This is a genomic window from Peptoclostridium acidaminophilum DSM 3953 (assembly GCF_000597865.1).
In the GTDB taxonomy this organism is placed as follows: domain Bacteria; phylum Bacillota; class Clostridia; order Peptostreptococcales; family Peptostreptococcaceae; genus Peptoclostridium_A; species Peptoclostridium_A acidaminophilum.
In genome coordinates, this window is record NZ_CP007452.1 from 1,178,753 (window position 1) to 1,196,123 (window position 17,371).

The 17,371-nt window shown below is 44.3% G+C and carries 20 protein-coding genes and 1 tRNA gene; all 21 read left to right on the forward strand.

Annotated elements, in window-relative coordinates; translation table 11 throughout:
- Positions 1-88: 88 nt before the first annotated feature.
- Positions 89-1,492 (forward strand): L-seryl-tRNA(Sec) selenium transferase, encoded by a 1,404-nt coding sequence (selA, locus tag EAL2_RS05900; protein WP_025435479.1) that lies wholly within the window; start codon positions 89-91, stop codon positions 1,490-1,492.
- A gap of 10 nt (positions 1,493-1,502) precedes the next feature.
- Entirely contained in the window at positions 1,503-3,383 is a 1,881-nt protein-coding gene (gene selB / locus EAL2_RS05905; RefSeq protein ID WP_025435480.1) for a selenocysteine-specific translation elongation factor, read from the forward strand.
- A 190-nt stretch (positions 3,384-3,573) separates the two neighbouring features.
- A tRNA-Sec gene (locus EAL2_RS05910) sits at positions 3,574-3,670 on the forward strand.
- Between the two features lie 396 nt (positions 3,671-4,066).
- Positions 4,067-5,257: an acetate/propionate family kinase gene (locus EAL2_RS05915; RefSeq protein WP_025435481.1), complete on the forward strand. Its 1,191-nt coding sequence runs from the start codon at positions 4,067-4,069 to the stop codon at positions 5,255-5,257.
- Between the two features lie 116 nt (positions 5,258-5,373).
- A complete protein-coding gene (locus tag EAL2_RS05920) occupies positions 5,374-5,898 on the forward strand; it encodes a YceD family protein (RefSeq protein WP_025435482.1) in 525 nt (174 codons plus the stop codon).
- A gap of 24 nt (positions 5,899-5,922) precedes the next feature.
- Positions 5,923-6,105: a 50S ribosomal protein L32 gene (rpmF, locus tag EAL2_RS05925; protein WP_025435483.1), complete on the forward strand. Its 183-nt coding sequence runs from the start codon at positions 5,923-5,925 to the stop codon at positions 6,103-6,105.
- 86 nt (positions 6,106-6,191) lie between these two features.
- Positions 6,192-6,761 (forward strand): transcription factor FapR, encoded by a 570-nt coding sequence (gene fapR, locus EAL2_RS05930; protein ID WP_025435484.1) that lies wholly within the window; start codon positions 6,192-6,194, stop codon positions 6,759-6,761.
- 2 nt (positions 6,762-6,763) lie between these two features.
- Positions 6,764-7,756: a phosphate acyltransferase PlsX gene (plsX, locus tag EAL2_RS05935; RefSeq protein WP_038601845.1), complete on the forward strand. Its 993-nt coding sequence runs from the start codon at positions 6,764-6,766 to the stop codon at positions 7,754-7,756.
- A gap of 156 nt (positions 7,757-7,912) precedes the next feature.
- Positions 7,913-8,743, forward strand: coding sequence for a beta-ketoacyl-ACP synthase III (locus tag EAL2_RS05940; RefSeq protein ID WP_330375828.1), 831 nt, complete (start codon positions 7,913-7,915; stop codon positions 8,741-8,743).
- Entirely contained in the window at positions 8,733-8,900 is a 168-nt protein-coding gene (locus tag EAL2_RS15985; RefSeq protein ID WP_330375743.1) for a 3-oxoacyl-[acyl-carrier-protein] synthase III C-terminal domain-containing protein, read from the forward strand. Before EAL2_RS05940 ends, EAL2_RS15985 begins: the two co-directional genes overlap by 11 nt.
- A gap of 24 nt (positions 8,901-8,924) precedes the next feature.
- Positions 8,925-9,863 carry an enoyl-[acyl-carrier-protein] reductase FabK gene (gene fabK, locus EAL2_RS05945; RefSeq protein WP_038601848.1) on the forward strand — a complete coding sequence of 313 codons (939 nt, stop codon included), beginning with the start codon at positions 8,925-8,927 and terminating at the stop codon, positions 9,861-9,863.
- 10 nt (positions 9,864-9,873) lie between these two features.
- On the forward strand, positions 9,874-10,776 hold the full coding sequence (gene fabD, locus EAL2_RS05950) for an ACP S-malonyltransferase (RefSeq protein WP_025435486.1): 903 nt from the start codon (positions 9,874-9,876) through the stop codon (positions 10,774-10,776).
- Between the two features lie 60 nt (positions 10,777-10,836).
- Positions 10,837-11,583, forward strand: coding sequence for a 3-oxoacyl-[acyl-carrier-protein] reductase (gene fabG, locus EAL2_RS05955; RefSeq protein WP_025435487.1), 747 nt, complete (start codon positions 10,837-10,839; stop codon positions 11,581-11,583).
- A 73-nt stretch (positions 11,584-11,656) separates the two neighbouring features.
- Positions 11,657-11,887, forward strand: coding sequence for an acyl carrier protein (gene acpP / locus EAL2_RS05960; RefSeq protein ID WP_025435488.1), 231 nt, complete (start codon positions 11,657-11,659; stop codon positions 11,885-11,887).
- Positions 11,888-11,902: 15 nt separating this feature from the next.
- Positions 11,903-13,135 (forward strand): beta-ketoacyl-ACP synthase II, encoded by a 1,233-nt coding sequence (gene fabF, locus EAL2_RS05965; RefSeq protein WP_025435489.1) that lies wholly within the window; start codon positions 11,903-11,905, stop codon positions 13,133-13,135.
- A gap of 74 nt (positions 13,136-13,209) precedes the next feature.
- Positions 13,210-13,578, forward strand: coding sequence for an Asp23/Gls24 family envelope stress response protein (locus tag EAL2_RS05970; protein WP_038601851.1), 369 nt, complete (start codon positions 13,210-13,212; stop codon positions 13,576-13,578).
- A 62-nt stretch (positions 13,579-13,640) separates the two neighbouring features.
- Positions 13,641-14,045 (forward strand): transcription antitermination factor NusB, encoded by a 405-nt coding sequence (gene nusB, locus EAL2_RS05975; protein WP_025435490.1) that lies wholly within the window; start codon positions 13,641-13,643, stop codon positions 14,043-14,045.
- A complete protein-coding gene (locus EAL2_RS05980) occupies positions 14,029-15,024 on the forward strand; it encodes a hypothetical protein (RefSeq protein ID WP_025435491.1) in 996 nt (331 codons plus the stop codon). The genes nusB and EAL2_RS05980 overlap by 17 nt, the downstream gene beginning before the upstream one ends.
- Positions 15,014-16,216 (forward strand): exodeoxyribonuclease VII large subunit, encoded by a 1,203-nt coding sequence (xseA, locus tag EAL2_RS05985; protein ID WP_025435492.1) that lies wholly within the window; start codon positions 15,014-15,016, stop codon positions 16,214-16,216. The genes EAL2_RS05980 and xseA overlap by 11 nt, the downstream gene beginning before the upstream one ends.
- A 7-nt stretch (positions 16,217-16,223) precedes the next feature.
- Positions 16,224-16,451 (forward strand): exodeoxyribonuclease VII small subunit, encoded by a 228-nt coding sequence (xseB, locus tag EAL2_RS05990; RefSeq protein ID WP_038601854.1) that lies wholly within the window; start codon positions 16,224-16,226, stop codon positions 16,449-16,451.
- A 1-nt stretch (position 16,452) separates the two neighbouring features.
- Positions 16,453-17,343 (forward strand): polyprenyl synthetase family protein, encoded by an 891-nt coding sequence (locus EAL2_RS05995; protein ID WP_025435494.1) that lies wholly within the window; start codon positions 16,453-16,455, stop codon positions 17,341-17,343.
- Positions 17,344-17,371: the final 28 nt, after the last annotated feature.

Sequence of the window (17,371 nt, forward strand, 5' to 3'; positions counted from 1 at the left end):
AGAGCTTTTGGTGTTGGTAAGATTTTTCATGTGTTATATAATCATATATAAAAATACAATATGAATGCGAAGGGGTGCAATAAAACAAATGGATAAAAGGACGCTTTTTTCAAAACTGCCTTCTGTAGACAAGATCTTAGGCAATGACGGCGTAATAGAGCTGGAAAAGGAGTATCCAAGAAGCCTCATAGTCGAGGTCATAAGGGAGCAAATAGAACTTGCCAGAAAGAGGATACTAGAACTTAATGAGAGCGACATGGAAGGTTTTGACATAGATGAAGACATACTTATAAACGATATAGGCCACCAGCTTAAGCTGAAATATGCGCTAAAACTCAAAAGGCTCATAAATGCTACTGGTGTTGTGGTACATACGAATCTAGGCAGATCTCCAATGGCTGAGGAGATTAAGGAGGATCTTTGGCTTATCGCCTCGAGATACTCAAACCTCGAATATGACATAGAAAGTGGCAAGAGAGGCTCGAGGTATTCTCACCTTGAGGAGATAGTAAGAAAAATCACAGGAGCAGAAGACGTGCTGGTTGTAAACAACAATGCGGCCGCCGTAATGCTAGTGCTTGGAACAATGGCGCAAGGCAAGGAGGTAATAACGTCAAGGGGAGAACTCGTTGAAATCGGCGGCTCCTTTAGGATACCAAGCGTGATGGAGCAGAGCGGGGCCAAGCTTGTGGAGGTTGGAACAACCAACAAGACGTACGCCTCTGATTACGAGGCTGCAATAACTGAAAACACGGGCGCGCTGCTTAAGGTGCATACTAGCAACTTCAGGGTTGTGGGCTTTACAAACACTCCTGAGCTGGAGGAGCTAAGGGAGATAGGCGACAAATACGATATACCAGTCATAGAGGATCTTGGAAGCGGTGTGTTCATAGATCTTTCAAAATATGGCCTTTCATACGAGCCTACTGTTATGGATTCCCTCAGAAAGGGAGCGGACATTGTAACGTTCAGCGGTGACAAGATACTCGGCGGGCCTCAGGCAGGCATAATAGTCGGAAAGAAAAAATATATAGACAAGATGAAGAAAAACCAGCTGACAAGAGCGCTCAGGGTGGACAAGTTCATAATATGTGCGCTTGAAGCAACAATGAGATACTACATCGAAGAGGAGATTGCGATAAAGAAAATACCAACGCTTAGGATGCTCACATATAAATTAGACGAGATTAAAGAAAAGGCGCAAAGGCTAAATGAGATGATAGGAAGGCTAGGCATTCCGGCTGAAGTCAAAATAGAAGTTGGACATTCCCAGGTAGGCGGCGGCTCGCTTCCGCTCGAGAGGATAGAGAGCAGAGTGATATCCATAGTTCCTGAAAACATGAGCGTATCAAGGCTCGAAGAGAGCCTCAGGCTTTGTGATGACCATATTATAGGCAGGGTATACGACGAGAAATACGTAATTGACGTTAGGACTCTCTTTGACGAAGAATACGAAATAATATGCAACCAGCTGAAAAGCATCCTGGGATAGGGAGGATTTGATGAAGAATATAATAATAGGAACGGCAGGGCATATAGACCACGGCAAGACGACTCTTATAAAAGCCCTCACAGGAAAAGAGACGGACAGACTGAAGGAAGAAAAGAAAAGGGGAATATCAATAGACCTTGGCTTCACCAATTTTGACCTTCCAAGCGGTAAAAGGGCGGGCATAGTAGACGTTCCCGGGCATGAAAAGTTCATCAAAAACATGCTCGCAGGTGTCCACGGCATGGACCTGGTTCTGCTTGTGGTGTCTGCAGATGAAGGCGTAATGCCGCAGACTATAGAGCATCTTGAGATACTAAACCTCCTGGATATAAAAAAGGGGCTGATAGTAATCACAAAGGCAGACACGGTCGATACGGATTTCAAGGAGCTTGTAAAGGAAGACGTCATGGAAAAGCTGGAAGGGACATTCCTTGAAAATGCCGACATAGTCGAGGTGGACTCAATAAGCGGCACAGGCATAAAGGAGCTTACCGAGGAAATAGACAGGCTCACAGACGAGGTTGAGGATAAAAATATAGATGCAAATCCAAGACTGAGCATAGACAGGGTATTTAGCATAAAGGGCTTTGGAACTGTAGTCACAGGCACGCTCATCGAGGGCAAGATGAACCTTGACGATGACATGATGATATACCCTGGCGAGATAAAGACTAAGATAAGGAGTCTCCAGGTACACGGAGAATCACAAAAAATTGCATACGCAGGACAAAGGGTTGCTATAAATCTGGCAAACGTAAGAGTGGAGGAAATAGAAAGAGGCGATGTACTGGCAAAGCCGAATTCAATGCAAAGCTCCATGATGATAGATGTAAAGCTAAAGCTTATAAAAAACCTGGACAGAGGCCTGAGATACTGGGACAGGATAAGACTTTATCATGGGGCAAAGGAAATACTCGGCAGGGTGGCGTTTCTTGACCGAGAAGAGCTTGCGCCGGGCGAAGAATGTTTCTGCCAGATAAGACTCGAGGATACGATAGTTGCAAAAAAAGACGACAGATTTGTTATAAGGTACTACTCCCCTATGATTACAGTGGGAGGAGGTGCAATAATAGACACTAATCCAAAAAAACACAAGAGGTTTGACGAGGATGTGCTCAGCTCGCTCAACATGAAGGAAAGCGGAGACCCGCAGTTTGTAGTGGAAGAAAACATAAGGACTAACTCAAAGGATTATCCGGTGCTCAAGGAAATAGCCAAGTCGCTCGGAGAGAATGAGGATATAGTGCTGGAAAACATAAAGGGCCTTGTGGCAAGCGGGCGAGTGATAGACATAAACGGAACTTACATTCACCTGGAGCATTATGACAGGCTAAGACAAAAGATATGCAGCACACTGGAGGAGTTTCATAAAAGCAATAGGCTTAAAAGGGGCATGCTCAAGGAGGAGCTGCGCTCAAGAGTTGAGAGCAAGTTAAAGAGCAAGGATTTCGATATATTGCTTGAACGGGTTGCAGCAGACAAAGAGATAAAGATTGAAGAAAATCTGGCTTCAATAAGCAGCTTTAGCGTAAAATTCAGTGATTCTGATATTAAAATAAGGCAGGAAATAGAAGACACAATCAGGCAGGGCGGATTTTCGCCGGAGCAGATTGACGTTATAACAGGCGAGAGGTCCGAATATATTCAGGTGTTCGAGTCAATGGTGGGCGAAACGCTTGTAAGGGTGTCTGAAGACACTGTATTCCATAAGGAGATATATGAAAAGGCTCTCGACCTGCTCAGGGATCACGTTCAAAAAAACGGAGAAATTACGCTTGCTGAATTCAGGGACATGATAGGCGCCAGCAGGAAATACGCCATGCTTTTGCTTGAGGATTTCGACAGGAAGAGGATTACAAGAAGGATAGGGGAAAAGCGGGTCCTTTCATAGGCATGCAGTCATTAAATCAATCAGGAAAGAGGCGCGGCATCGGCATAAAAGACGCTGCGCTTCTTTCTCTATTAAAAATAATAAAGCTGCCTACGTATGGTATGAAATAAATTATAGATATTTTATATATTTATGGGTTGAATATCAAAAAAGCTTATGATATAATAAGTTTTGTTCAGCAAGAGAATTTGGGAGTAGATGGGTGCTGGTGTGCCCTCTGGTCTTCAAAACCAGTTCGGGGGGTTAAGAGCCTCCTGGGTGGGTTCGATTCCCACATATTCCCGCCAATTATGTAAATTAAGGCTTTAACCAAACAGTGTTGGTTGAAGTCTTTTTTTGTTAATATGAATAAAAAACATTTTGTTTTGTTGTTTTCTGCGGTGTATTTTGTATAATTCATAAAAAGTCTTTATTTATTCTTCGTATTGATATAAAATTATCTTGTGCATGTACCGAAATGAAATTAATTAAGTAAAGCACAGTGCAACGGATAATTTGCCGCTGAGGGTATATAATTATGCGGAACGGTTTTTGGATTCGATTTTAAATTTATTTTTTTGAAACTTGGCTCAAAATGTTATAAAATAAGTAGTGGGCATCAAAAAGTCGAAAAAGTTTGATTATTTTAATTAATCGGCTTTTACAATAAAAAATAATACATAATAATCGAGGAGGCATTATAAATGAACGTTCTAGTAATAAACTGCGGAAGTTCTTCGCTAAAGTACCAGCTTATCAATATGCAAAATGAAGAGGTTCTAGGAAAAGGCCTTGTAGAGAGAATAGGAATAGAAGGCTCAAAGCTTACTCATGAGGCTGCCGGCAAGAAAATAGTAATAGAAGATCCTATGAAGGACCACAAAGACGCTCTTAAGCACGTTCTAAGCGCACTTGTAGACAAGGATCACGGGGCTGTAGCTGACATGAGCGAGATATCTGCTGTAGGACACAGAGTTGTTCACGGCGGAGAGAAGTTTGCAAGCTCTGTGGTTATAACTCCGGAAGTTATGGATGCTATAAAAGAATGTTCTGACCTGGCACCGCTTCACAATCCAGCAAACATAATGGGAATAGATGCTTGTAAAGAGATTCTTCCAAACGTTCCTCATGTTGCAGTTTTCGATACTGCTTTCCATCAGACAATGCCAAAAGATTCATACCTGTATGGACTTCCATACGAGCTTTATGAGAAGCACGGAATAAGAAAATACGGCTTCCACGGAACATCTCACAAGTATGTTTCTGACAGAGCCGCTGCCATACTCGGTAAAGACATAAAGGACCTTAAGATAATAACTTGCCACCTTGGAAACGGCGCGAGCATAGCTGCTGTTGAATTCGGCAAATCAGTAGACACTTCAATGGGACTTACTCCTCTTGAGGGCTCTATAATGGGAACAAGATGCGGAGACATAGACCCGGCAATAGTTAAGTTCATAATGGACAAAGAGAACCTAAACGCTGCTCAGGTTGACTCTCTTCTTAACAAGCAGTCAGGTATACTTGGAATGTCGTGCATAAGCAGCGACTTCAGAGATGTTGAAAATGCAGCAAATGAAGGAAACGAGCTTGCTCAGGTTGCTCTTTCTGCTTTCGCTAAGAGAGTTAAGAAGTATATAGGCTCTTACATGGCTGAAATGGGCGGAGTAGACGCAATAGTCTTCACTGCAGGCCTTGGAGAAAACTCTATATCAATGAGAGAAGACATATGCGAAGGGCTTGATGGTCTTGGCATAGTTATAGACAAAGAGAAGAACAATGTAAGAGGAAAAGAAACGGTAGTCAGCACAGACGATTCAAAGGTTAAGATACTAGTAATCCCAACAAATGAAGAGCTTGTAATAGCTAGAGACACAGCTGAGCTTGCAAAATAGTTTGGACTTAAAAAAAGGTGGATTTAATTCCACCTTTTTTATCTATCAAGTAAAAATACTTGACAAAAAACTTGCGAATTTGTATAATAAATTTGGTAATTTGTTGAGGTGAGAGCATGTTAAATATTAGCCTTGGAGAATTGAAGTCTAGAGAACTGGATATAGTATATCTGGATTTTGAGGAAAAAATAGACTCAATTGATGTTGACGGCAGAAGAGTTAAGGTCACTTCGCCTGTGAAGGTAGAGGGAAGCATAGCCAATACCGATGAAGGTATGTATCTTGACTGCAGAATTACTACGGTAATAGAAGATTCCTGCAGCAGATGCCTTAAGAATATGCAGGTGGAGATAGATGCTCAGGCTCAAGGGTTCCTCGTTCATAAAGATGAAGAGGAAGAGGCTCTTGAGGGCGAAGAGGATGTATTCTTGTATGAAGGGGAAATGCTCAATTTCCACAACATAATAAGAGATACTATAATTATTAGTATGCCTCAAAAATTGCTCTGCAGTGAGGAATGCAAGGGGATTTGCCCGGGCTGCGGAGTCGACCTGAACATCGAGGAATGCAAGTGCAGTAAAGAGCAAACGGATGAGAGGCTTATAGACCCTCGTTTTGAAAAATTAAAAGATTTGCTATAGAATTAATATTAGGAGGTAATACCAATGGCAGTACCAAAGCGTAAAACAGGAAAATGTGATTCACGTTCAAGAAGAGCGGCAAACATGAAGATGACAGCACCAGGATTTGTAGAATGTCCTAACTGTCACGAACCAAAGATGCCTCACAGAGTGTGCCCAGATTGCGGACACTACAAAGGCAAAGAAGTAGTAGCAGTTTCTGAATAAGCTAGGGAGGGCATGTAGCATAGTCTACATGCTTTTTTTTTACCGGACGGCAGGAGCTATACCTGTAAATTATAGAGGTGAGTTTAGTGAGAAAAAAAAAGAAAAGTGAAAGACAAAGCGAACTCATGGAAATGTTAAAAGTAGACCCTTTTTATACTGATGGGGAGCTTTCTGAATATTTTAAAGTCAGCATACAGACAGTGAGACTGGATCGACTTGCACTTGGAATACCAGAATATAGGGAAAGAGTCAAACAAATTGCGGAATCGAATGTTGAAAAAGTGACAACTCTGATTGGCGGCGAACTTGTAGGAGAGCTGGTCAATCTTGAAATAGGCAGCATAGGCATATCAATACTTGAAACTACAGGCGACATGATATACAGCAAGTCAGGCATAGTAAAAGGGCACTATCTGTTTGGTCAGGCCGAGTCGCTCGCTATGGCTGTTATAGATGCGCCGGCGGTGCTTTTGGGCGTCGCGAATATTAAGACAATAACCCCGATAAAAGCGGGAGAAAAGCTAGTTGCAAAGGCCGAGGTGGCCAGAAAGCGCGGCAGGAAGCATTATGTGCATGTGAAGATAAACAATCAGGCCCAGGAGCAAGTGTTCAGGGGCAAGTTCATATTTGACGAGCTTGCAGACAAGGAGGCGTGAACTTGAAGATAGCTATAGATGGTATGGGCGGCGACCATGCGCCTTTCTCTACGGTAAAAGGCATTGTCGACGCAATAAACGAATATAATGCGGAAATTGTTGTAACCGGAGACAAGACTGTTTTGGAAAATGAATTTGCAAAATACAGCTTTGACAAGGGGAATTTGGAAATCATACATACAACGCAGGTTGTGACGAACGACGACAAGCCTGTAAAGGCGGTGAAAGGCAAGAAGGATTCGTCTATGATGGTTGCACTCGAACTTGTCAAGAACAATAAGGCCGATGCTGCTGTTTCCGCAGGCAATACCGGGGCTCTGCTTGCCGGAGGACTGCTTAATATAGGCAGGATAGCGGGCGTAGACAGGCCGGCTCTTTGCACTGCGCTGCCAAGCAAAAAAGGATTCACACTTCTTCTCGATGCAGGGGCGAATGCCGACTGCAAGCCCATAAATATTGTGCAGTTTGGAATAATGGGTTCGATTTACGCCAGGCAGGTTCTTGATGTCAAGAATCCCACGGTTGGGCTGGTAAATGTAGGCTCGGAGGAAGGCAAAGGGAATGAACTTACAAAGGCTGCATATGAACTGCTCAAAGAAGAAAAACTTATTAATTTCACGGGCAACATTGAGGCCAGGGATATCCCCGAGGGCAAAGCAGACGTGGTTGTATGCGATGGTTTTACGGGCAATGTCATACTCAAGCTAATCGAGGGTGTAGCCGATTTTCTAATGGGCAAGCTCAAGAATGTTTTCATGAGCGGGCTGATTTCGAAGCTGGCAGCATTGCTTGTCAAGGACGGACTCAAGCAGATGAAAAGCGAGCTTGACTACTCAGAGTACGGAGGAGCTCCGTTTGTTGGAGTGGACGGAGCGCTCATCAAGGCGCACGGAAGCTCGGATGCCAAGGCTATAAAGAATGCAATCGGTTATGCTATGAAATATGTCGAGGGTGATGTCGTTGGAGAAATCAAGAATTCCATCAAGGGTGAATAGCTTGAAAGGCAACAGTTGCAAAGGTTTGAGGCTGAAATATCTTGATTTTTAGAGCTATATATTATATAGTAGAAGTTAGCATCAGGTGCTAACACCTGCCATATCAATTGCAAACTAAAGAGTAATATTAAGCTGGGAGCTGGTGAATTGAACAATATGAAAAAAGCTGGAATCATCGGGATGGGCGGCTACGTGCCTGAGAGAGTTTTAGACAATCTTGAGATGGAGAAGATAGTTGATACTACTGATGAGTGGATAACCAGCAGAACTGGTATAAGGCAAAGAAGGATAGCATCAGACAGCCAGGCAACTTCGGATCTTGCTGTGGAAGCTGCGAGGGAAGCCTTGGTTTCTGCTGGCATAAAAGCGGATGAGCTGGATCTTATTATAGTGGCAACTCTGACTCCAGATTCGAACATGCCTTCAACGGCTTGTATTGTGCAAGACAAGATCGGGGCTACAAGGGCTGCGGCATTTGACCTTGGAGCTGCCTGCTCGGGATTCGTATATGGACTTATCACGGGAGCTCAGTTTATACAAACTGGTGCATACAAGAAAGTGCTCGTGATAGGAGCGGAGACTATGTCCAGAGTGCTTGACTGGAATGACAGGGGTACGTGCGTTCTTTTCGGAGACGGTGCGGGAGCCGCAGTGCTTGCCGAAGTCGGTGAAGACGAGGGAATCACATCGTTTGAACTTGGCTCGGACGGAAGCGGCGCTGAGTTTCTTATAATACCTGCAGGCGGTTCGAGAATGCCGGCTACCTGCGATGTAGTGAAGGAAAGGCTAAACTGCCTCAAAATGGCAGGCCCTGAAGTTTTCAAGTTTGCTGTAAGGATTATGGCGGATTCTGCCAAGAGAGTGGTTGAGTCAGCAGGCCTTGAAATGAACGATATAGACATAATGATACCGCATCAGGCAAACACAAGGATTATCGAATCTTCCTCAAAAAAGGCTGGCCATGCCCGAAGAAAAAATGTTTGTTAACCTTGACAAGTATGGGAATATGTCTGGAGCATCCATACCTTTTGCGCTTTATGAAGCGCAAAAGAGCGGGAAGATAAAAAAAGGCGACAACGTGCTCATGGTGGGATTCGGCGCGGGACTTACCTGGGGCGCGGTTGTTCTTAAATGGAGTATATAGCAATTAAGATGTTAGTGGAGGTAGATGAATTTGAATAGGGTTTGCGAGATTTTAAATATAAAATACCCGATAATACAAGGCGGAATGGCTTGGGTGGCGACATCGGAGCTTGCGGCTGCGGTAAGCAATGCAGGCGGCCTTGGAATAATTGCAGCTGGTAATGCTCCTGCTGAAGTAGTCAAAGAAGAAATCGCAAAAATAAAAACGATGACCGACAAGCCGTATGGTGTTAATGTAATGTTGCTTTCGCCGTTTGTGGATGAAGTAATGGAGGTAATATACAGCGAAAAGGTGCCGGTAATAACTACGGGAGCTGGAAATCCTTCAAAGTACATCGACAAGCTAAAGGAGATAGGCACAAAGATAATACCAGTCGTTCCATCGGTGGCCCTGGCAAAGAGGATGGAAAAGTATGGGGTTGATGCCATAATTGCAGAGGGTACGGAAGCCGGCGGACATATTGGAGAGCTTACAACGATGGTGCTTGTGCCTCAGGTTGTAGACAGCGTGAGCATACCGGTAATAGCGGCGGGCGGAATAGCCGACGCAAGGGGAGTAGTTGCAAGCTTTGCGCTTGGCGCTCAGGGCGTTCAGATGGGAACCAGATTTGTATGCAGCACAGAGTGCATAGCTCATGAGAATTATAAAATGGCCATAGTGGGAGCCAAGGACAGGGATGCAATAGTTGCAGGAAGAGCTACTGGACACCCTGTAAGGTGCCTCAAGAACAAGCTCATGAAAGAGATGCTCCAGCTTGAAAAGGAAGGCGCATCACTTGAAGAGATGGATAAAAAAGGCATAGGCAGGCTAAGAATTGCAGTAAGAGAAGGCGAAGTTGTTGAAGGCTCCGTCATGTCAGGCCAGATAGCCGGCATGGTGAGTGACATAAAGCCGTGCGAGCAGATTATCGAGGAAATAATAAAGGACACTCAGAGAGTCATAGCAGGTCTTAAGATATTATAGGAGGATTGCGATGGGTAAGCTGGCTGTAGTATTTCCCGGACAAGGCGCTCAGTATGTCGGCATGGGAAAGGACATATATGAGTCATTTGAGACGGCGAGGAAAATCATTGACAGAGCAAATGAGATACTAGGTGTTGATATAAAGAAGCTTATGTTTGAAGGCCCGGAAGAAGATCTTCGGCTTACAGAAAACACGCAACCCGCAATACTTGTTCACAGCATAGCCATGTATGAGGTATTGAAGGAAAGTCTTCCGCTTGATATAAATGCCGCTGCGGGTTTGTCTCTTGGAGAATATTCGGCGCTTGTTGCGTCGGGTTCATTCGATTTTGAAAAGGCAGTGACTTTTGTTAAAAAAAGAGGCCAGATAATGCAAGACGAGGTCTCTAGCGATAGCGGGACAATGGCCGCAATACTTGGACTTGACAGAGAAATCCTCGTGCAGGTTGTTGAAGAATGCAAGAGCCTTGGCGTGATTGAGGCTGCCAACTTTAACTGCCCGGGGCAAATAGTAATCTCGGGTGAGATGCGTCCTGTCGAAGAGGCTGTAAAGCTTTGCAAGGAAAGAGGCGCTAAAAAAGCTGTAATGCTCAGTGTGAGCGGTCCTTTCCATACGTCAATGCTTCTGGGAGCGGGAGAAAAACTGGGAAAAGAGCTCGAAAGTGTAGATATAGTGGAAGGCAGCTTCCCAGTGGTATCGAACGTGACTGGAGACTATGCAAAGCCGGGCGATGTGAAGGAACTGCTTGTAAGACAGGTGAGTTCAAGCGTGCTTTGGGAAGACTCTATTTCCAGACTTATAGACGATGGATTCGATACATTCATTGAAGTAGGGCCGGGGAAAACCCTGACAGGCTTTATAAACAAGATAGCCAAGAGTAAAAAAGGTCTCAGTAAGCGTAGACAATGTTGAAAACCTTGAAACGCTTCAAAAACTTATTGAAAAAAAGGCCTGATTCCAGGAGGTTTTGAAATGATAGATTTGAAAGGTAAAGTTGCTGTAGTTACAGGCGGTTCGAGAGGAATCGGAAGTGCTATAGCTCTTAAGCTGGCAGCTGCGGGGGCCGATATTGCCATCAACTATTCCGGAAGCGAGGATAGGGCAAGGCTTCTAAAGGAAGAGATTGAAAAAATGGGTGCAAGGGCCATCATAGGAAAAGCTGATGTCTCAAGTACGGAAGATGTAAAGGCGTTTTTTGAGCTTGTGATGAACGAGTTTGGAAGGATAGATGTGCTTGTCAACAATGCCGGAATAACTAAGGATGCCCTTATCATAAAAATGAACGAGGAAGACTGGGATAGTGTTATTAATGTCAACCTGAAAGGGGTATTTAACTGTACAAAGGCTGTAACAAGACAAATGATGAAACAAAGATGCGGAAAGATAATAAACATATCTTCCATAGTCGGCATAGCAGGCAATGCCGGCCAAGGCAACTATTGCGCATCTAAAGCCGGTGTGATAGGCTTTACAAAGGCCATGGCCAGAGAACTTGCATCGAGAAACATAAATGTCAATGCTGTAGCTCCGGGCTTTATAGCCACTGACATGACAGATGTCTTAAAGGACGATGTAAAGGAGTCGATGCTTAAGAGCATACCGCTTGGAAAATTTGGTGAGCCTGATGATGTGGCAAATCTTGTTCTATTCCTGGCAAGCGACATGTCAAACTACATAACAGGACAGGTTATGAATGTAGACGGCGGTTTTGTAATGTAACTAAAAGTAGAAACAAGAATAATTCTATAAATAAACACAAAATCTATATTAAAAATCTGAGGAGGAATATAAAATGGTATTCGAAAAAATAAAAGGTATAGTAGCTGAACAACTTGGTATCGATGATCTTGATACAATAAAAAAGGAGAGCTCGCTTATAAACGATCTTGAGGCGGATTCTCTTGACGCAGTTGAAATAATAATGGCTATTGAAGACGAGTTTGGCGTTGAAATTCCGGACGAAGATGCAGAAAAATTCAAATCTATAGGTGACATAGTAAGCTACGTAGAAGAAAACAAGTAGTCGGGGGTAAATTTAATGAAAAAAAGGGTAGTAATTACTGGAGTAGGATGTGTTACACCTATTGGAATAGGCAAAGATAAATTCTGGGATTCTCTTGAAAAGGGAGTCAGCGGTGTTGGCAAGCTCACAAGATTTGAAGCACCGACACTGGCAACTCAGATAGCAGCCCAGGTTAATGATTTTGAACCGACTGAATTCATTGAAAAAAGAGAAGTAAAAAAGATGGACAGGTTCACTCAGTATGCAGTGGCTTCAGCAAAGATGGCATATGAGGACTCTGGAATAAAAGAAGTGGATGCCGAAAGAATGGGTGTCATAATAGGCTCGGGCATAGGCGGAATAGAGACTATGGAAGAGCAGCATACAAAGCTTATAGAGAAGGGACCTGGAAGAGTAAGCCCATTTTTGATACCTATGATGATATCAAACATGGCAGCCGGACAGGTGGCCATAATTCTCGGAGCCAAGGGACCTAACACGTGCGTTGTTACGGCGTGCGCATCAGGCACTCACTCAATAGGGGATGCCTTCAAGACAATACAAAGGGGCGACGCCGACGTTATGATATGCGGCGGTGCAGAAGCGCCAATCACGCCTCTTTCAATGGCAGGTTTTTGCAGCATGAAAGCCCTTTCAACCAGAAATGACGAGCCTCAAAAGGCATCGAGACCTTTCGACAGGGACAGAGACGGCTTTATAATGGGTGAAGGAGCAGGCATGCTTATAATAGAAGAACTAGAGCATGCGCTCAAAAGAAATGCCAGAATATATGCCGAGGTAGTAGGATACGGTTCGACAGCCGATGCATACCATATAACAACACCTTCGGAAACAGGCGAAGGCGCAGCGCGTGCCATGAAAATGGCAATAGACGATGCTGGCGCAAGCGTGGAAGAGGTTGACTATATAAACGCTCACGGCACAAGCACAGAATACAATGACAGATTCGAAACTCTTGCTGTGAAAAGGGTGTTTGGCGAACATGCATACAAGCTTGCCATGTCGTCTACGAAATCCATGACAGGACACCTTCTGGGAGCAGCGGGAGCTGTTGAAGCGATAGTTTGCGCTATGGCTATACACAATTCATATATACCTCCTACAATAAACATAGACAATCAGGACGAAGAGCTTGACCTTGACTATGTTCCAAATGCAGGCAGAAAAGCGGATGTAAGACTTGCGCTGTCAAACTCGCTTGGATTTGGCGGACACAACGGGACGCTGGCTTTCAGAAAATATGAATAGACTGTTTGAAAAAAACATGCTGCTTTGGTATAATTATACTATAAGACAGTAAATGTTCTCGGGAGGATTGCCATATGGAAAACAAAGAGTATGGTCAGATCAAGATATCAGAAGATGTAATATCGACAATAGCCAGTCTTGCGGCATCCGAAATAGAGGGAGTTGCCGAGATGAGCGGAAGCATCACTGGTGACATAATCGAAATACTCGGAAAGAAAAACCTCGGAAAAGGTGTTAAGGTTGTCGTAGAGGAGAACAAGGTATATATCGATCTTTTCATACTTGCTGAGCACGGGGTGGTCATTCCTGATGTGGCATGGAAGGTTCAGGAAAACGTGAAGAATGCAGTTGAAAATATGACTGGGCTGGATGTAAAGCAAGTCAATCTGCATGTTCAGGGAATAAGCTTTAAAAAGGAAAACGTTCAGGAGAATATACAGTAAAAATATTAACCCTCTGAAATTTCAGAGGGTTAATTGTGCTTTAAATTAAATGGAGGGTTTTGATGAGCAGGAAAATAAGCAGAGACATGGCAATGAAGCTTGCGTACCAGATGGAAATCAGCAAGGATTTCAGCATCGAAAATGTTGACGCATTCATAGCTGAGAACGAGAATGAAAACGCGGAATCCGAATTTGTAAGGGATGTTGGAATGAAGCTTGTTGATAACAAGGAAACGCTTGATTCTCTAATATCCAAATATTCAAAGGGATGGAGCATTAACAGGATATCCAAAATAGATCTGAGCATCCTGCGGATTGCGATAGCTGAAATGCTGTATAGAAACGACATAAGCAAAAGCATTTCAATAAATGAGGCGGTAGAGCTTGCCAAGACATATGGAGGCGAGAACTCTCCTGCATTTGTAAACGGTGTCTTGGGAAGTGTCGCCAATGAAATCCAGGAATAGAATAGTACTAGGGATAGATACGAGCTGCTATACAACTTCTATAGCAGCTATAAATTTAGATGGCAGGCTAATACTCAGCAGAAAAAAGGGAATAAAGGTCAAGGCCGGCGAAAAAGGAGTCAGGCAGTCAGAGGGCGTATTCCAGCACATAAATAACATGGGCGAGCTGTCTGGCGATATACGTGAAGAAATAGGCTCCAGCGAGGTTGTGGCCGTATGCGCTTCCAACAGGCCAAGGCCTGTGGAGGGCTCGTACATGCCTGTTTTCTGCCCGGGCTACAGATTCGCCCAGTCGCTTGCAGGCGTTACCGGCGCGAGGCTCTATGCAACCAGCCACCAGGAAGGCCATATAAAGGCCGCAAAGTGGGACAGCGGGCTAAATGCAAAAAGATTCCTGTCGCTGCATCTATCGGGGGGCACGAGTGAAATACTGCTTGTGGATTCAAAAGCGGCAGGGTATGACATAGACATAGTGGGTGGCAGCAGGGACATCAGTGCAGGGCAGCTTCTTGACAGGATAGGCGTCAGGCTTGGGTACGATTTCCCCTGCGGAAAAATGATTGATGAAAATGCGCTTAAGTTTGACGGAATATCGCCCAAACTGAAGATATCGCATGACAAAGGGTATATAAATCTATCGGGAATAGAAACTGGCCTGTATAAAATGATAGACGAATCAAGGGGCTGCAGCGAAATGGAACAGATGGTTTCGCACATGGCGCTTGATGCAATCTGCAATAAACTTTACAAGGCCTTGCTGTATGTTGCTGACACTCAAGGCTGCAGGGATGTGCTGTTTGCGGGAGGGGTCTCATCCAGCAGATTTATATCGCTCAGGCTTGGAGGCATGCTGCGCGAGAAGGAGATAAGAGCCCACTGGTGCAAGCCTGATTATGCCCTGGACAATGCAGTTGGGGCGGCGCTCATTGGCAGGGATTTTTACTTTAATGAAAGCGGGGATGAAGCGGATGAAACTTAGAGCTCTTTCGGTAAGCCATGTAAATTCATACATCAAAAAGCTCACCAGCAATGACCCCATACTGTGCAACATAAGAGTAAAAGGCGAGATATCAAACTTCAAGGCGCACGCAAGCGGCAATATATATTTTTCGCTCAAGGATGAGGATTCAAAGCTAAGGTGCGTGCTTTTCAGGGACTATGCCTGCGAGACAGCTAAGAAGCTTGAAGACGGCATGAGCATAATAGTGGGCGGCAGCATATCACTTTATGAGAAGGACGGCCTGCTCCAGATGTATGCGAGGACTGTTGAAGTAGAGGGAGTTGGCGAGCTGTATGCCAAGTTTCTAAGGCTCAAGGATACCCTTGAAAAGGAAGGCATATTCGACGCTTCAAGAAAGAAGGCCATACCTGAATATCCATCCAGAATTGGAGTGATCACCTCGGAGTCTGGAGCGGCAGTCAGGGACATAATAAACGTGATAGCAAGAAGATTCCCAAAGGTCGATATTGCGCTCTACCCGGTGGCTGTGCAGGGCGAAGGCTCGGCCGGACAAATGATAAAAGGGCTTGAAATTTTAAATCAACTCGGCGGCATTGATGTTATAATATTAGGTAGGGGCGGAGGCTCGATAGAGGAGCTCTGGTCATTCAATGACGAGGCTCTTGCGAGAGCAATAGCAGGCTCAAATGTGCCAGTCATATCTGCGGTCGGGCACGAGACTGATTTTACAATAAGCGATTTTGCGGCTGACATGAGGGCTCCGACGCCATCAGCTGCTGCGGAGATAAGCGTTCCGTCATTGCTTGAAATCAACTACCGCCTTGAGGGTATAAAGAACAAGATTTACGGAGAAATGAAGAGTCTTATGGATTCGAAAAAAGCTGAGCTTGCAAGGATAGAGGAAAGCAGCATTTTCAGAAGGCCCCACAGCCTGCTTGATGAGAGGATGATTGCTTTGGATGCCGCATTTACATGCATAAATTCAAACGTGCAGAGGAAGGTCGCCGGCATGAGTGACAACATCGAACTCACAGGACGTAACCTGTTCAATCTTAATCCGCTTTCAATACTCTCAAGAGGCTACGCCATAGTCCAAAAGGACAATCTTTTAGCAGGCAGTGTCAGCTGCCTTAGCGAGGGCGAAGCTGTTAGCGTAAGATTTAGCGATGGTACTGCGCAGTGCACGGTTGATAAAATAACAAGGGACTGATTATATTATGATCAAATACGATTATGAAAAGGCTTATGAAAAGCTTGAGGAAATAATGAAAAGGCTCGAGGAGGGAAGTCTTCCGCTTGACGAGTCGCTGAAGCTGTATGAAGAGGGTATAAAGATGTACAGGATATGCAGCGGGCTTCTGGAAAAGGCGCAGCTTAAAATAGCAAAGCTTGTTGAAAAAGATGGCGAATTGATTGAAGAAAAATTTAATGTTCAGGAGGACTAGCATGGACTTTAAAGCAGAGCTGGGCAAAAGACACAGTTTCATAGAAGAAAGGCTCAAAATTGCAATACCGGATGTTCATGGGCCGCATGGAATACTTTTTGATTCAATGAAATATAGTCTGGCGGCAGGCGGCAAAAGGCTAAGACCGATGCTTCTTTTGGAGGCATGCAAAATAAGCGGAGGAGACATTGAAATGGCGATTCCGTTTGCATGTGCAACTGAAATGATACACACATATTCGCTAATACACGACGACCTGCCCGCTATGGATGATGATGATCTCCGTAGGGGAAAGCCCACTAATCATAAGGTGTTTGGCGAGGGAATAGCTGTACTTGCCGGAGACGGACTCCTAAGCTACGCTTTTGAGACAATGCTTGAAGCCTCTGTGAAAAGCGGCGGGGACTGCATGAGATGCCTTAAAGCAGTAAATGAAATAGCAAAAGGAGCTGGAGTATTTGGCATGATAGCCGGTCAGACTGCGGATCTTGAGTCTGAAGGCAAGAAGATTGATGAAGCCACGCTGGAATTCATACACATGAACAAGACGGCACAGCTTATAATAAGGCCTATGAGAGCAGGTGCCATACTCGCAGGTGCAAGCGAGCAAGCCCTGGAGGCAATAACAGAATACGCTAAAAACATTGGCCTTGGATTCCAGATAGTTGATGACATACTGGATGTAGTCGGAGACCAGGAAAAGCTGGGCAAAAATATCGGCAGTGATGTTGAAAATGAAAAATCAACATACCCGTCAATGTATGGACTTGAAGAGTCCAAAAGGATTGCATTCGAGAAAATTGAAAGAGCAAAGGGTGCGATAGCATTCTTTGGGAGCAAAGCGGCATTCCTTTCGGATCTTGCAGACTATATTACTGACAGGGAATTTTAAATAAAGATATTGATAGTTAGAGAATTTT

Coding starts and splice junctions, on each gene's coding strand:
- selA (WP_025435479.1), top strand. CDS start 89: ATGGATAAAAGGACGCTTTTTTCAAAACTGCCTTCTGTAGACAAGATC.
- selB (WP_025435480.1), top strand. CDS start 1,503: ATGAAGAATATAATAATAGGAACGGCAGGGCATATAGACCACGGCAAG.
- EAL2_RS05915 (WP_025435481.1), top strand. CDS start 4,067: ATGAACGTTCTAGTAATAAACTGCGGAAGTTCTTCGCTAAAGTACCAG.
- EAL2_RS05920 (WP_025435482.1), top strand. CDS start 5,374: ATGTTAAATATTAGCCTTGGAGAATTGAAGTCTAGAGAACTGGATATA.
- rpmF (WP_025435483.1), top strand. CDS start 5,923: ATGGCAGTACCAAAGCGTAAAACAGGAAAATGTGATTCACGTTCAAGA.
- EAL2_RS05940 (WP_330375828.1), top strand. CDS start 7,913: ATGAAAAAAGCTGGAATCATCGGGATGGGCGGCTACGTGCCTGAGAGA.
- EAL2_RS15985 (WP_330375743.1), top strand. CDS start 8,733: ATGTTTGTTAACCTTGACAAGTATGGGAATATGTCTGGAGCATCCATA.
- fabK (WP_038601848.1), top strand. CDS start 8,925: ATGAATTTGAATAGGGTTTGCGAGATTTTAAATATAAAATACCCGATA.
- fabD (WP_025435486.1), top strand. CDS start 9,874: ATGGGTAAGCTGGCTGTAGTATTTCCCGGACAAGGCGCTCAGTATGTC.
- fabG (WP_025435487.1), top strand. CDS start 10,837: ATGATAGATTTGAAAGGTAAAGTTGCTGTAGTTACAGGCGGTTCGAGA.
- acpP (WP_025435488.1), top strand. CDS start 11,657: ATGGTATTCGAAAAAATAAAAGGTATAGTAGCTGAACAACTTGGTATC.
- fabF (WP_025435489.1), top strand. CDS start 11,903: ATGAAAAAAAGGGTAGTAATTACTGGAGTAGGATGTGTTACACCTATT.
- EAL2_RS05970 (WP_038601851.1), top strand. CDS start 13,210: ATGGAAAACAAAGAGTATGGTCAGATCAAGATATCAGAAGATGTAATA.
- nusB (WP_025435490.1), top strand. CDS start 13,641: ATGAGCAGGAAAATAAGCAGAGACATGGCAATGAAGCTTGCGTACCAG.
- EAL2_RS05980 (WP_025435491.1), top strand. CDS start 14,029: ATGAAATCCAGGAATAGAATAGTACTAGGGATAGATACGAGCTGCTAT.
- xseA (WP_025435492.1), top strand. CDS start 15,014: ATGAAACTTAGAGCTCTTTCGGTAAGCCATGTAAATTCATACATCAAA.
- xseB (WP_038601854.1), top strand. CDS start 16,224: ATGATCAAATACGATTATGAAAAGGCTTATGAAAAGCTTGAGGAAATA.
- EAL2_RS05995 (WP_025435494.1), top strand. CDS start 16,453: ATGGACTTTAAAGCAGAGCTGGGCAAAAGACACAGTTTCATAGAAGAA.